Annotated in this window: 11 protein-coding genes and 1 pseudogene; 6 read left to right on the top strand and 6 right to left on the bottom strand. The window is 55.3% G+C overall.

The annotated features are described in order from the left end of the window. Positions 1-81 precede the first annotated feature (81 nt). A complete protein-coding gene (locus GTP58_RS08280) occupies positions 82-1,545 on the top strand; it encodes an ATP-dependent endonuclease (protein ID WP_229215463.1) in 1,464 nt (487 codons plus the stop codon). A gap of 85 nt (positions 1,546-1,630) precedes the next feature. On the opposite strand, the pseudogene GTP58_RS08275 reads toward GTP58_RS08280, so the two are convergent. From GTP58_RS08275 to GTP58_RS08265, 3 genes and pseudogenes are all read right to left on the bottom strand, one after another. After that, a pseudogene (locus tag GTP58_RS08275) lies at positions 1,631-2,245 on the bottom strand (GlxA family transcriptional regulator); the annotation flags it as partial. 38 nt (positions 2,246-2,283) lie between these two features. Next, positions 2,284-2,691 carry a hypothetical protein gene (locus GTP58_RS08270; protein ID WP_161076999.1) on the bottom strand — a complete coding sequence of 136 codons (408 nt, stop codon included), beginning with the start codon at positions 2,689-2,691 and terminating at the stop codon, positions 2,284-2,286. Between the two features lie 205 nt (positions 2,692-2,896). Then, positions 2,897-3,454, bottom strand: coding sequence for a hypothetical protein (locus GTP58_RS08265; RefSeq protein ID WP_161076998.1), 558 nt, complete (start codon positions 3,452-3,454; stop codon positions 2,897-2,899). 147 nt (positions 3,455-3,601) lie between these two features. On the opposite strand from GTP58_RS08265, the gene GTP58_RS08260 reads away from it, so the two are divergent. From GTP58_RS08260 to GTP58_RS08250, 3 genes are read left to right on the top strand one after another with little or no spacing between them, the layout of a single operon-like run. Continuing rightward, entirely contained in the window at positions 3,602-4,552 is a 951-nt protein-coding gene (locus GTP58_RS08260; protein ID WP_161076997.1) for an adenylate/guanylate cyclase domain-containing protein, read from the top strand. Next, the gene (locus tag GTP58_RS08255; protein ID WP_161076996.1) at positions 4,552-6,186 is read left to right on the top strand and encodes a ThiF family adenylyltransferase; all 1,635 of its coding nucleotides are present in this window, start codon (positions 4,552-4,554) and stop codon (positions 6,184-6,186) included. Before GTP58_RS08260 ends, GTP58_RS08255 begins: the two co-directional genes overlap by 1 nt. Beyond that, the gene (locus GTP58_RS08250) at positions 6,179-6,715 is read left to right on the top strand and encodes a Mov34/MPN/PAD-1 family protein (protein WP_161076995.1); all 537 of its coding nucleotides are present in this window, start codon (positions 6,179-6,181) and stop codon (positions 6,713-6,715) included. The genes GTP58_RS08255 and GTP58_RS08250 overlap by 8 nt, the downstream gene beginning before the upstream one ends. A gap of 392 nt (positions 6,716-7,107) precedes the next feature. Here GTP58_RS08250 and GTP58_RS08245 read toward each other — a convergent pair whose 3' ends face one another. From GTP58_RS08245 to GTP58_RS08235, 3 genes are all read right to left on the bottom strand, one after another. After that, positions 7,108-8,043, bottom strand: a complete 936-nt coding sequence (locus GTP58_RS08245) for a hypothetical protein (RefSeq protein WP_161076994.1) — start codon at positions 8,041-8,043, stop codon at positions 7,108-7,110. Positions 8,044-8,834: 791 nt separating this feature from the next. Continuing rightward, positions 8,835-9,353 carry a hypothetical protein gene (locus GTP58_RS08240; RefSeq protein ID WP_161076993.1) on the bottom strand — a complete coding sequence of 173 codons (519 nt, stop codon included), beginning with the start codon at positions 9,351-9,353 and terminating at the stop codon, positions 8,835-8,837. A gap of 658 nt (positions 9,354-10,011) precedes the next feature. After that, entirely contained in the window at positions 10,012-11,859 is a 1,848-nt protein-coding gene (locus tag GTP58_RS08235) for a DUF4209 domain-containing protein (protein ID WP_161076992.1), read from the bottom strand. 430 nt (positions 11,860-12,289) lie between these two features. On the opposite strand from GTP58_RS08235, the gene GTP58_RS08230 reads away from it, so the two are divergent. Both GTP58_RS08230 and GTP58_RS08225 read left to right on the top strand, forming a co-directional pair. Beyond that, entirely contained in the window at positions 12,290-13,561 is a 1,272-nt protein-coding gene (locus GTP58_RS08230; RefSeq protein WP_161076991.1) for a hypothetical protein, read from the top strand. After that, a complete protein-coding gene (locus GTP58_RS08225) occupies positions 13,558-14,607 on the top strand; it encodes a hypothetical protein (protein ID WP_161076990.1) in 1,050 nt (349 codons plus the stop codon). Before GTP58_RS08230 ends, GTP58_RS08225 begins: the two co-directional genes overlap by 4 nt. Positions 14,608-14,621 lie beyond the last annotated feature (14 nt).

Raw genomic sequence — 14,621 nt, 5'->3', positions numbered from 1 at the left:
AGCCCTCACTTCCACTACCGCTGTGACCAGATCAATCTCCTACTTGGTGCAAATGGAGGAGGGAAGTCAACCGTGCTGCATATGATTGATCTGCTGCGCGACCCAGCGCGTATTTGTACGCTCCCCAGAGAAAATCAACCCGCCGATAGCCACTCCGCCTATAGCCTGGAGTTTAGCAATCGCGTCCAGTTGCTAGGCCTATCGCGTCCTTTGGCAGATCCCGATAGTTTGCCGGCGCAGCATAAACGCGACGATGTGTTTGACTGGCAGCACTTGTGGCTGCGTGCCTACGAGTTAGACAAAAATGACAAAGCAGTGACTAAGCTGACTCCGTTCGGCGGCCCCGTGAACAAACGAACGCTTGCCGTAACCACACGTGACGGCTTGGCTGCACACTACGCCCAAAGTGGCGCCCATGTGGTCTGGTTCACGCCGGCGCAGTGGACGACGGCCGAGGCCGCCGCGGTCCTACACATGGAGCGCGCCAGCCTGCTCGGGCTAGCCGATGGCGAGACGAAACATGAAGACGATCCGTACTTCGAAACTAGCAAAGATTTTGACATCGCGACCGCATACGTTGACGAACAGGACCGCTTGCATTTATTGCTCGAGGACGATACCTTCCAACATAGCCGTGTTGATACTGCGGCGCTGCCGATGGGCTGGCAGCAATTGGTCGCAGTGCTGCATTGGCTAAAGCAACAGGAAGGAGCGATTTGCCTGTTGGAGGAGCCTGACACCCATATGCATCCGCATCTTCAGCGGCTGTTAGCGCGCCGCATGGGAGAGATAGCGAAAGACAATAAATTGCAGCTATTTGTCAGCACCCATTCACCCGTGATGCAGGACACCCGCACGTGGGGCCCACTGGTAGATAAGGTCAAAACTTTCGAGGCCGCCGGTGGCATCCTAGATAACGTCGTGCATCCCCAGCGTTTGCTCGACTTGCTTGGAATACGCGGCTCCGATATTGGCCAATGCAACGGCGTGATCTGGGTAGAAGGGCCGTCTGACCGATTCTATATTCGACATTGGCTCACGTTGTGGGCTCGCGCAGGGAAGATTCCTACATTCATCGAGCATGTCGATTACAGCTTTATGTTCTACGGCGGTGCGGTATTGGCGCATTTCTCGACCCAGGACGAAGAGGACTTCGTCAAGATGCTGCGACTGAACAGAAAGGCGTTTATCGTCATGGATCGCGACGATGATTTTGCTGAGGACGAGCAGGGCAACTGGCAAGCGCTCAATACTGCGTCAGCCAAACTGCGCGTGGCCAACAGCCTCGGTGGGTTGAGGCGCTTGGATGCGCCGTTCTGGATTACGCCAGGCCCCACTATCGAGTCGTCGCTACCAGTGGAGGCCATGCGGCGCCGAGCCCCTGCAGGTCGAGGCGGGCTAGGGCGCGCTGCTGGCGTCAAGGTAAGAAGGGCGCTTGCTTACTGCGATGATTATCAGTCGCACGATCAGTGCAGTGCTCACCAGGAGAAGATCGACCGTTTTGTGCATCAATTGGCCGGCCATATCAATACCTGGTGCAAGTAGTGGGCTTGGGCGCACCGAAACATTGTGCTTTAGTTGTGAGTTGTCTTCTAACTGCCTGTAATCGGTCAGATATGTCACCCGCTGCCTAGGCTGCCGCAAGCGCGCCCTTGGCAGCGCGCTTCAGCGCCTGCGGCGGGTGGCCGAAGGCACGCAGGAAGGCGCACCGCATCCTCTCGGGATCGGCAAATCCAGTCTCTTTGGCTACCACCTCGATGGCGTGGTTGCTATCCTCCAGCATCATTTTGGCCGCCTCGACGCGCAGGGTTTCGATGGCCTTGGCCGGCGACTGGCCGGTCTCGATGCGGAAGGTGCGACTGAATTGGCGTCGGCTCAGGTGCGCCGCCTCGGCCAATTCGTCCACCGTCAGTTCCTTGGCCAGGTTGCTCTTGGCGTAGTTCAGTGCGTTCTGTATGCGGTCCGATTTTGGTTCCAATTCCAGCACCGCGGAAAACTGCGACTGGCCGCCGCTGCGGCGATGGTAAACCACCAAAAGGCGCGCCAGCTTGCGAGCATTTTCAACACCCAGGTCCTGCTCCACCAGTGCAAGTGTCAGGTCGAGGCATGCCGTCATACCTGCCGAGCTCCAGATATTGCCGTCGTTGATAAAAATCCGGTCTTCGTCCACGCTGGTCTTCGGATACATGCGCTGCAGCTTGCGTGCCTCTGCCCAGTGCGTGGTGACGCGGCGTCCGTTCAGCAGCCTGCGTTGGCTCTGCTCGCTAAAGGCAGGCACAGCGACTACGCGCTGTGCCTGCGTGCGATATCTGCCAAGACAGTGTGTGGTTCTGCATCTCCAAGGAGCGGTGGATGTGAGCGCCGGCACCAATCAACGATAACGTCATTGTTGCGCAAAATTCGATAGGTGCATACCAGCTCATGACCTAAGTCATAGTTCAGATACTGAAGCACCTCGCGACCATTGAGACTAAGCGAAGCGATGTCTGCTTCCTGCTCAATCTTTTCCAACACTGCAAGGAGGTTTCTGGCATTTTGCATCGCCGCCTCCTCAGACTCGCTAATGTCCGCACACTGAATGTCGCCGTCGTCACCGCTGACACATCCACGGAATCCTCCATCGACTTTTTTGAAAGCGCAGATCTGATTTATGGCTTGGGGACGCTTGGAATCGAGGACGTATTTTTGCATTACGGCTCCTAAGGCAATGGATTGTGTACCTAATCTATCACACACAACCTGACAAGGAAGCTGGCAGCCGGTAAGTGCGGTACCCATCGGTAAATGACGTGACCGCGGTTATGCGGTGCCGTACAAGTACTTCCGAGACGTCGCGTTGAAAGTCATTTGCCAATGAACCGCAGCTTGTCCACTCGCCGCCGGTGGCTAGGTTTTGCTAGCGGTGCGCTAAAGTCACAGCAGTTGCGCCATAAAAGGCGCTACGAGAATTCTCAACATACCTGCCTGCGCTTGCGGGAAGAATCCAGGTTCCCACCAGCAGAAATCGTCCTGTTGAAGCTGGCTCAAGATTTACACAGTCTCTCGCGGCCTTTAGGGCTTTCATAATGCGCTCTCCGGGCTCGCCAGGAAGTTGTTGCGCGCCGCTAAGTAGCAAGACCACGGTAGGGGATTGCCGCTGCATGATTTCCGCCAGGGCATCTGTCAGCGTCCATTCGCCGATCCTACTGGTAGAGGCACATTCAAGCCCGCATCGTGCGCAGAGCAACTGAGCGAGGCGCGGTAACCCATCTCCAGCCATGAGATGCGCCGCATCGACCAATACCGCCAGCATTCCGCCGGCCTCCAGCATTGGAGCCAGGTCCCAAAAAAATTGTGCAGACTCTTCGTGGGAACGCACTTGAACAAACACGCCGGAAGCCAACCCGTAATCGACCGGCCCAGGGAACAGCAATTGATCGGCTAACTGACGCGCACTCAAGGAGGAATTTCTCATGGATTTGGGAGACGGCTAAAACGGCATCACTGTCGTTATGTAGTTACCCGAATAGTACGCATTTTATGTGGAATAGCGCAATCATGGGCAGTAGTCGAGTGCCAAGTCAAGAATTAGCCGCATCGGCCGGCCTGTATCGAAGCCAGGGTGGCAACTGGCTGGGACAAGGTGCTCGATGCGGATGCGACTGCCGTAACGGTGAAGCAGGTCACTGAAGCGCAGGAGCACGCGACCCTCTCGGTGACCGTCGACCAGGTGGTCAAAAAGTGGGAGGAAGAACTGGAGAGTAGTCCCATCGGCAGTTTTGTATTCTCGCGCCATACCCCACCTTTCCAGACGCTGGCTATCGAAGAACTGACACCCGCAAACTCGCGCCGGCAGGAGAGCGTGTCCCTGTATGCCGACATCGACAACTTTACACGCTACGTGGCTGATCGCATCGATGATGACGAGAAGGCCAAAAGCGTCGTCAAGGCGCTGCACGTGCTGCGGGGTGAGCTGGACAGTGTTCTGCATGAAGACTTTGGCGGCAAAAAAATTCGCTTTATCGGCGACTGCGTGCACGGAATCTTGATAGAAGGAACCGCCCCGACGACCGATGATGCCGAGACGGCCAAGAACGCGATTCTCTGCGCTGCAGCGATGCGCAGCAGCTTTAACCTGGCGCTCGAAGAGCTGAAGAAAGTGGGCATCGATGCTGACGATCTGGGGCTGCAGATTGGACTGGAACATGGCATCACGTCCGTCACCAGACTTGGCATCAAAGGCGAGCGCGTTCGGTGCTGCATCAGCCGCTCGGTGTTGCAATCGGAGGCGGAACAACGGCGCTGCGCTGGCCGCCAGACCGCAATCGGCTCCGCACTTTACGATAACGCGCCAAAGGCGTTCCAAACCCTCTTCGGGTCAACGCGGCGCCGCGCCGACTTTGACTACGCTACGGCGATGGAAGCCCTTGAGCCCAAGGAAGACTCAAAAAAAAATTCCGCCTCTATTGGATCTAGCCTAGTCAAAGCGGCGCTGCCAACCGCCGCCAGCGCAGGATTCACCTTTAACGCCACGGCGGCCCAGCCCTCTCGGAGCCAGCGAGGCTTTTCCTGATGTGGTTTCAACAGCCGGGTGATCGCTTGGCGCTGGAGAAGCAGGTCATTGCTTCTCTTGTTTCCGAGGGCTGGGTAAAAAATGTCATCTGGCATATCGACGAGGGCCACGGAACGGCGCGCGTCGATGTCGATTTGCTGGCCGGCGAAAAATGGTGGGAGGCCAAAGTTGTTTATCCTTTCATTTATCCGTACGCGCCACCACAGGTGATCCCAAGGCAAGAGGCGAAATGGTCGTCCCACCAGTGGGCACGCGGTGAGCTTTGCCTGGAAATACGAGCGGATAACTGGCATCCCACCTTGACTGCCGCTGACATGATCCGCAGCGCGCGCAAGCTGCTCGAGACCGAGGCGACGCTGGACGAGTCAGGCGTTCCACTGGAGGTGCTTAGCGATCATCGTTTCACGGAAGGGCAGTACCTATCGTGGGAACTGATGCGGCTGGTTATAACGGACGAGCTCATTGCCGAAGTTGAACGGCGCGATAAGGTCGTCAGTCTGCTTGAACTCGCGCGCGTGGAGTACGACTTGTCCTGGGTGTTTACGGGCATTTCTTTAATTGGCGACACACATTTCGATGAATGGATCGATGTTGGCGTTCCCAAGCAATTCAGCACCTACGGTGTCAGTATTGGCCGTATCGCCAAGCTGGGGGAGGGGGACGACCGGTATCTCGCACTAACCAATGTCGACAGCGCGCCGGCAGACGTTTGGAAGCATTTTTCCGACATCCCTTTTGACAGCCCCAAAGTAGTGGTCGGCATTTTGAACGGCAAGGTTTTGGCGAAATTCCTTGGCACAGATAAAGTTTTTGAGATTGCAAGCGTTCCTATGGATAACCAACAACGTACACCGGTTCGTAATGACGCGGTCATTGGGAAGCGGGCCGCGATCGTCGGATGCGGCTCCATGGGGAGCAAGGTCGCTGCCAGTCTTGTTCGATGCGGTGTATCACATTTTCTTTTATTCGACGGCGATGTCTTGAAGCCTGGGAACCTGGTGCGCAACGAACTCGACTGGTTTGCCGTCGGCGCACACAAAGTCGATGGCGTCGTCAATCGCCTCCGAGCGATCAACCCAAAAGTGGAAGTCGACAGCTGGAAAGGGCGCCTGGACGGGCACTACTCGACGGCGACGATACTGAACGCCCTGGAGAAGCTCGGGAAATGTGACTTAATTGTCGAAACATCGGGAAGCGGGCACGGGTTTAGCGTCGCTGCCGCAGTCGCAACGCAAGAGCGGATTCCGATGGTCTGGGGCCGCATATTCGGCGGCGGCTACGGTGGGTACATCGTTCGATCCAGGCCCGGTATCGAACATCCACCACTCGATGTGCGCCATCAGGTATATGTGGCCATGACCGATCCCTCGCTGCCGAAGCCGCCAGATGACAGCGACATCGATTACGGTAGCGAGCATGACGAACGAGCGATGATTGCCGATGATGCCGATGTCTCGATCATCTCTGCTCACCTTTCCCGCATGGCACTTGACACGCTTCGGCCGTCAGGCCAATCCGATTACCCCGAGTCTGCATACCTTATCGGATTACGCAAGGAATGGATCTTTGAAACGCCGTTCGAGACACGGGCAGTGACGCTACCTCGAATTGCACAAGAGCTTGCCAATGATTGAAGTGATCTTGAGTGTCAAGTGCGCGAGAAAATTAAAGAAAGAGCTACGCGCTGCCGGACACAATGAAATCGGGGGCGTACTTGCCGCCGAGCAGATTGGCGATAGCCAATTCTTGGTGAAAGCACTGTCTGTCCAACGAGACGGCACGCCGACATCATTTGTTCGCGACCCAGTGCAGCACCGCAAGTTCATGCGCCGCTTTCATCTGCTGACCGGGAACCAGCCGGAGCGATTCAACTATCTTGGCGAGTGGCACTCGCATCCCAGTTTTCTGGCGCTGCCAAGTGAGCCCGATCTGCGCCAGATGCACGCAGAAATAGCTGACCCTGATCAAACCGCTTCCTTTTTGGTGCTGCTGATCCTTAAGCTGGGCAGAGATGCAGGACTAGTCGGTTCCGTTCACGCCTTCCGGCGAGGCCACATGTTTATCCGGGGTTCTTTAAAAGCTGAACAAGGGGCAGTCATAAGCGAGGAGGGATCTGTCATTGCGCCAGGACCGATGCGAGCGCTGCGCAAATTCTGCGGTTGAATGCGCTATTGTGCAAACGCTCTATCTAGTGTGCTGAACGGACTTCACACATTTAGTTCGCGGCCTATGGCGTTTACCAGATTTAGTTCTCTTATCCGATCACTTTTAGTTCGCCGAATGTTTGACCAGTACTGCAGCACGAGCCGTGCCGTTCTTGCGGCGCCGCTTCAATGGTGCCGCGATATCCGCGCCGCCCAGCGAGGGCGCGCACGATGTCATACACCACTTCGCGGTCCGTGCCATCCATCCGGTATGTGCGGGGGCGGTTGCCGCGCGCAGCCGACGGGCTGCTTGTCGTGGCATTGCAGGGGACAAGGCTGGGGCAGGTTCGCCGCTCCATGCGGTGGAGACTGGTCAGCCAAGGGCGCCGGGCATAGATGGCTGGCGCGATTTCATTTTTCCATCCACATCATGTGAGGATGTTCGACCGGGATGGACGACCACGGTCCTTTACTGCCTGAATTGCCGGTGAACTTCTCAAGGGCGAACACGCGTTTGCCAACATAGTTCACCGGAGTCTTCTCGCACGCCTCCATCAACTGCTGCAGCGCCTTGCCTGCGGCACCAGCGGCGAATGTATGACTTTGTACCCACACCCATAATGGCTCTCCGGTCGAATTCTTTTCGGCCAAGGTGATCACATAGCCAGTTTTCGACTTGATAATGCTGCTAAATTTTCCGACGAAAATCTTCTGGCCGACCGCGGTGACATCGGTGCCCGAGTAAAACCAGATCGGGTGAAAGGCCGAGAAGTAGGTGCCCCCAGGGTTCCACTCCGCCAAGAGTTCCTCGGTGCGTTTTTCGTGCATCGCCATACCAATCCATGCCAAGGCGTAGCTCTCGACCAGCTGAGAGCGGCTCTGCGTCGTGCCGCCGCCGGACGTGGTCCGCACGCGCCCAGGTCCGCCGGAGCCCCCGCTGCCGCCGGTGACGGTAGCAGGCGATCCCCCGATTGCTGCTGGTTGCGTTCTAGGGTCAACCCAGATCGCAGGGTGCGCCGACCGATGCGGGCTGGCCGCCCCTGCGCCGCTGGTAGGTGGCAAGGGCGTGAGCGTTGCCGGCTTGGGCATGCGGGTGCAACCTTTGGCATGCGACGTCCCTTTGGCCGCAAAATATGAGCTCGGGCTATTTTTTCGCAGCTTCTTGGACAGGACGGTGATGACAGCTTTGACGCGCACGCCACAGTGGGGATCGGCACATTTGTAGCCAATATCGTCGTTGGCAGAGGCAGTGGTCGTAAACAGCTTTTCCAGCTTTGCAATGCTCACGGGCGTCCCAGCGGGGCCCAGTATGGTGTGATTCGTTGTCAAAATAGCTTCCTGATGCATGCGGTATCCTTCCTGATGGCCAGAGGCAAAATATCTGGCCGAAATTGCTAGAGCCTTCACATCAAGATAGGGGTAAAATTTCACGTTGCAATAGAGATTAACTAAAAGAAATTGTTTTGGCGACCTGCTAGTAAGGTCTGGCCACCTTCACGATCCAGCTGAAAAAGTCGCGCCGTCCTGTCCCGTCGCGGACGCAGGCGTTCCCGTGCCGAAATACAGTGCCTGCTATCGGTCCGTGCGCATTCCGACTTCTCTGAGAATTCCCGCTGAGGTAAACCACCAGTTGTATCGCTGGAAATCCGAAAAGACGATGCAATTCGTGGTTTTGGTTCATACCGGCAGGAGAAACAGGTTAGCGTGCTTGAAAGCTTGCGAACGGCAATGCAACTTTCGAAGTAAATATTGAGACATCAGGCAGGCCTCAAAAATCGCCCACATAAATATTCGGACAGATGGCCAAACAGCCCAGGCCAGGTTAAAAACGGCGATGTGTCTTAATTTTTATGTTGGAGCGTTTGAACTGTCTTTTGTTACTGCTGAGGCCGGTCTAGATTTCGTATAATTTATATTATGTAAAATGGTGGTCGTCGTGGCCTCTCGTTGCGGACAATCGTCCGTTTTCATAAAACTGTTCCCGATATTTGCATAAAATTGGGGTGACCCGGTGCTCTCATGATCGCGTGATCTCATGTTGGGTTCCTATTGGATTCCAACTTAAACTTCATCGGCGATCGCGCTTTTCCTTTGGGGTCATCACGCCGGCGCTGCCGGCGTCATTCTGCTGGCTCTACTTATGCTGCTAGGTGTTCTGGGATCAGTTCAGCGAAGGTTTTGTAATGATCACCTTCAAATCCGGCCAACGCTTGCAGCAATGCGGCACTTTTAAGATCGCACTCAACAGGAAACGCTTTGGCGCCCGCAGCCAACAGCCAGATGGTGCGCGTAATCCCGTTTGTGAAAGCCAGCGTTGCCTGGATTCGTATTTCTGTCCGTTTGAGTTTGTGCAAGCCAAAGAATGACTGCTCGTAAACGCCGATTCGCTCAGCGGATTCGTAGCAGTGAACCAGGGCCAGGGGCACCGGATTGACTGCGCCAAGACCGAACCCAGCGACTGCGTCTTTAAACTTTCGGTCGCTGGGCCATGATTCTGTGCCCTGATGGGCAATATCGTCGTGACTGCTGCCTTCGCGGCGCCACAGCGCGAGAAACTTCTCTGCATCGACGATTACGACCGCCCTCCTTTCGTTGTTGTAGTTCGACCTGGTCGCGCACATATAGACGCTGCCTTCGGACGTAGGGATCTCAAACATGGCACCGTGACCGTAGTGAATTCTCTCTATACCTCGTAATAACTGCATTGGCTGCTTTCAAGCGTAGATGGAGCCCTATGTTGCCACATGGCACTACATCTCGGCAAACGCCGACACTGGGCTTGCATGGCCGGACCTGATAGCACGTATAGCCGGGCACGTAGCCACCCTACGCTCTGTACAAAAACGATTATTTCGACTTAAAAACGATTAGAAATGCTCAGTTTCCTAGGAAGTGTGGCACTAATCCACGCCAACCGAAGACCTGACCGTCTTCGTGAATCTGAAGGCAGCGATTAGCGATGAGCCTATAAGCGTATTTCGCGGTGAGAGATGATCTTTGCAGTATGACAGCGTCAGTTTCCCCCTGCAGGAATAGGCTAACTGCTAGCTTACGCGCGTGGTACTCACGCCGAATATGCACCTCCAAGGCTGCCTCATCTGGATGCTGCCATTGCGCTGTGTTGACGGTTTGCCCGACAACAACCCGCTTGGAGAATTCTAGATCGCAGACCTCACCCATGGGTATCCCTCGACAGGAGGATTGAGGTTGGGGAAGATATCACTGATAGCAATAAACTGGTATTCAATTCCCGCGAGCACGTTTCTACCAGGGCACCTCATCCCGTCCAAGCTATGCTTAGACGTCTGATGTTTGCTAGGCTTCTACCTCAGACGTTTGCTTGTCCAAATCAAGATGCCCAAAGGTGCGGATCGCCAACAATGAGTGGATGACCCAATTGGCCATGCCCACCCCAAACGCATCGGCGTTAGCCAGCCCGTGCGCTACCCGGTTACGCAGATTTAGCCCCTTGGGACTAGTGTAAAGCGCGCGCATATGTAAGCCGAATCTTGGATGGGCGCGTGCTCTGAACGTTCGGTTCACGAGCAACGTCCCCATGCCGATGGTCTCGAAGCCACCTTCATGGGCGTTATGCCGCATTGGCGATTCGTCATATGCGCGTAGCATTTCTCGTAAGCCAGCCTCTACCTGCGGCACCAAGACATGCACGGCTTTTACGTGATCGCCGCTATACCACGCCTCGATACCCGCACGTAGCAGCCCGTGGCCGTCCACCGGAAACAGAGGGCTCTCGACCAGCAGAGCGAACAGCATACTGGCTTCCGGGCTCCAGCGTTCTTTCATCCGCAGTAGGGCCCGATGCAACCAGGCACTTGAGCCGCCGATATAGGTCGCGGCCGCATTCAGGACACGTCCTGGCATGTCTTCTTTGACCGAGCCGATGGTAGCAGTCGTAAAGCCACGGTCGTCCGTGATCGTGATTTCTATGTGGGCATGCAGAGGTGCGTTCGCCGCATTTGCTTCAACCTGTTTGCGCAGTTCATCCGGGTCTGTAGTCAGATGGAAGGCAATGCGCCCTGCCGCCTGTTTAAGTGATTCGGCAGTCAGTTCTTCTAGCCATTGCTCCATCTCTTCCTCGGTGACGCTCATAGGGACGGACGTCAGGCGCATAGACTGCAGCACTTCCTCCGAGCGAGCTATGATCTCGGCATCGACTCGCGAAGCATCTTCGGCCAGATTGTGTTGCCGATACCGAATGCTGAGATCTTCCAGCCACGCCGTCGCGGTCATTGCGTTGGTCTGTTTGGCGAAGGTTTCAAACGCGCCTGCCGCTTGCTTGAGTGCGGCCACGCCAAGCTCTGGCCGCTTTGCCTTTGCTGCCCAGCGACCAATGCGATCGGCCGCCTGCAAAGCTAAATGCGGCTCAAACCTCTTTTGATCGGTTAAATCGGAGCAGGTGTTAAGCGCGTCGTTCAGCCAGCTAACCATCTCCGCTTGCTCCGCGTCGGTTAGCGTCAGCCCCTTGCGGTCGAACACAAGATCATCGATCAACCACCACTGATCAACGAAGCCAGCGGCTCTATTGACACGGTTGAACTCGAAGGCCGCTTGCTTTGCACGCTCAATGAGTGCGCTGTCCTTGACGGAGATCGCCAAGCCGACTGCGCGATCAAGGAATCTCCATGCTTTGAACAGCTGCAGCGGCACGGAAGCGTCCGCCATTAATGCCCCATCCAGGTAGGCGCAAGCCGCGCGCTGGGCAAGTTCGCGCGGCAGCGCGATAGGTGCCTGATCTGCATGAGCACGGTTCCAGATTCGGCCGATTTCCCAAGCTAGGTCGGCGTAGCGTGCTCGCAGTAAAGGGTGTGGTGTCTGCCCGGCGCGGAATTTCCAGTATTCGATCACCTCGGCTTCGATTTGGCGCGCATCGGGAAAATGGACTTCGTTGCCGTTGCTATCGGTGCCGGATGAAACCGGGCCAAAGTAGGCGTCCCATGGCCCACGCTCGCTAGATGTGGCCGGCATGAAACGATGCGCGACGATCTCGCCGATGCAGCCGCGTCGCTCATCCTCGTCGAGTGAAGCTGGCGCTGGCATCAAAGCTTCGAGCTCGGCCGCCCACGACATTTCGTCGAGCCACTTCGGCGTATTGGCTTCAAGTTCAGACAGTCGACGGGCTACAGCGAGGGGAACGCGGACCATACATTTATCCTCATGAAGTTTTATGACACAGCAGGGGAAGAGCCGCGTTATCTTCAAATAGTCATCATTCTCAGTATAAGCTGTGTGGTGCCATACCGACGACAGCGCCATGCGAGAGACAGTTTCGTGCAACCTGCTCGGCAAATTGACAAATTCTTGCAACCAGATTTTGCGAAAAATCGTTCCCTTTTATCGCGAGTAGCCCAGACACGATAACCACAATTTTGTGCAAACTGACGACAATCAATTCGAGGGATAAGCATGTGCTGGCAAAGCGTAAGCTGCGCTTCCTAATCACAACCGCAAAAACCGCAGCATAGTGGATATGGATTACTCCGGCACCAAGGCGTCTGACCACAACGCCGATAGCTGATGCCGCGTATAATTGCGCCTCCTAAAAATCGGCGCCAAGCGCTACATCAGTCATCGCATGAGCAATAAGACATTTGGACCAGGGCCTCAACAGCATCTCAATGCAGTTGTTGGTAAGGGATGGGCATTCGATAAGCAGGTTTCCTACGCCACCGGCTTCGAGCAGGCAGTAAATGTGCTGCTGGCTGCCGGCGTTAGTGAATCCTACGTAGACCCGGAGACTGGTGAACAGGCGTATGTGGCTATCGATGCTCTGGTTTATCCAATTTGCTTCTGCGCTCGACACTTTATCGAACTGTTCCTCAAGCGCGAAATCGGCCGCGTGTCCGCCTTGCGAGGAGATAAACGCCGCGATGCCGCTGGTACTCATGATCTGGGTGAGCTGTGGGACATTCTGAAGCAATACTTGAGCTTTGACCGTAGGCTGCCTCCAGCTGCAGCTGTTCTTGAAGAGTACGTCACAGAGTTCGACACAATCGATGCCACAGGAGAGACGTTTCGATATGCCGCCAACCGGCAGAATGAAGCGCATCTGGGTGAGCATAGCTACATTAACATCGCCAAACTGGCGAAGAGGTTTAATGAGCTCACTGAGCATGCAAATCATTTTGAAGCACTCGTCGACTATTTGACCGAGGAGTATCGATGCAAAACGTATACTGCTAAGCTCTCGCGTGCAGACATCTCAACGATCGCAGGCAAGCTCCCGCCAGCCAGCCGCTGGAGCACGGAGGAATTTTCCAGTGCACGTACTGCATTGATGACCGAGTTTGAACTGAGCAGCAATGACTTTTCAAAGGCCGTCGCTATCATCAAGAAGAACCGCGAGTTATCTTTGAAAATCGGCGTCGAGATACCGCTGCAGGACATCACAACAGATCTTCTAATCGCCATCAAAAACATCTCGGAAGATAAAGCCCGGCATGACCAAGTTACGGCAGAGCAGTGGTGCTCGCTTGCTGCTGTATGTGACATCGCGCGCAGCCACTATTTCTGTGAGGACTATGAAGGCCTGAAAAGCACATACCTCTCCACTGACTTCGATGGGTACGTCTACCCGCCGCACGTCGTTCGTGACCTCGTTTCGCGAGGCAAGATATTTGCTGGCGGCTTAGAGAAATTAGGTCAGACGACGTTGAAAGAAAAATTTGAAGAGCTCTTCCCCGAGCCGCCTGTGCAGCCAAGGTTGAGCATGGAAGAACAAATGAAAAGCTTCCTTAAGGCGCAACGCTCTGCAAGGTTCAAGCGCAGGATAAAGAGGACAATTGGCTGGTTGTGCAAGCCGTTGTTGCGCTGCTTCTCTCCACGCAAGTCTAAATCTTCACAATGACCAACCCTAGTGTCGATGCAGTTAGAGATGAATTTCGCCGCAACGTTTCGTCGGTAGCCGAGCATCTCATAAAGGTGTTCGGCCTCAAGTACAAACGCGAGGTCGAACACCTGAGCGCACCGCTCTCGCGCTGGATGGACTTTCGCTTACGCTATATCGATCCACAACCACGTAATGTCGTAGTGTCGGACGCCTTTCCAAAGTCTAAATTGCCTACAGGTGCAAGAACCGCATTGGCACAAATGGCACACAGGTTTGAAGTTGGGCGAGACGTCAATCCATATCAAGGACGGGGCTTAATACTGCGGAATGATTACAGTGGCTCGCAGACTCACAGCCGCACAGATCTACTATGGGCGGATTGGAACATCACACACCTGCATCTTTCCGACGAGCCGCTTCCCAGAGACAGGTACTTTTCCAAGCCGGCTGACTTCCTGCTTTACTGTCTTGTGACACCGACTGAAGTCGCGTTTATCGATGTGCAGCCACATCCCGACCGCGTAGGCTTTTCAGAACCCGAGCTATTCAAAACGATGGTTCGCTGCTGGCCAGAATATATGAATCAGTTTGCTCTGAAAGGTTTCACCAGCAGTGCGCCCAATCCAACAGCTCAGGAAATTCACGAGACACGGGAGTCTGGCCTGTTTCGATTCTTGAATGTCGATGGCAAACTGTATATGGGACCTGGCATGGGCATCACAACCGCGACTACCCCATTGCGTGTGACCAGGGAGGCGGACCGCGTTCTCGACTATATTGATGAACTCGCTGAAATGGCATGTGACCCGAACGGTTCGATTGCGAAGCATGAGCGAGAGCGTACGCCAGTTGTGGGGCGTAACCTGTCCTTTGGGATTTCGGAACAGGGGCTAGCCATTCTGGATAATGCTTTCTCACATCTCTTCATACTTCCCCGAGCGGCCGTGGGCACTGAGCCAACAGGCATGGCGCTGCTGCACGATTTATTTCTGCCGAGATGGGCGCAAGATGCGGCCATCCGAGCGCTAGAATCACCTCGTAGTTCTCATTTCGAGCGGAACTAGGAGTAGTACACGCC

Origin of the sequence: Duganella sp. CY15W (assembly GCF_009857555.1) — a bacterium.
In the GTDB taxonomy this organism is placed as follows: Bacteria; Pseudomonadota; Gammaproteobacteria; order Burkholderiales; family Burkholderiaceae_D; genus Rugamonas; species Rugamonas sacchari.
The sequence above is the reverse complement of the archived record's forward strand: the minus strand, read 5'-3'. Positions and strand labels throughout refer to the sequence as shown.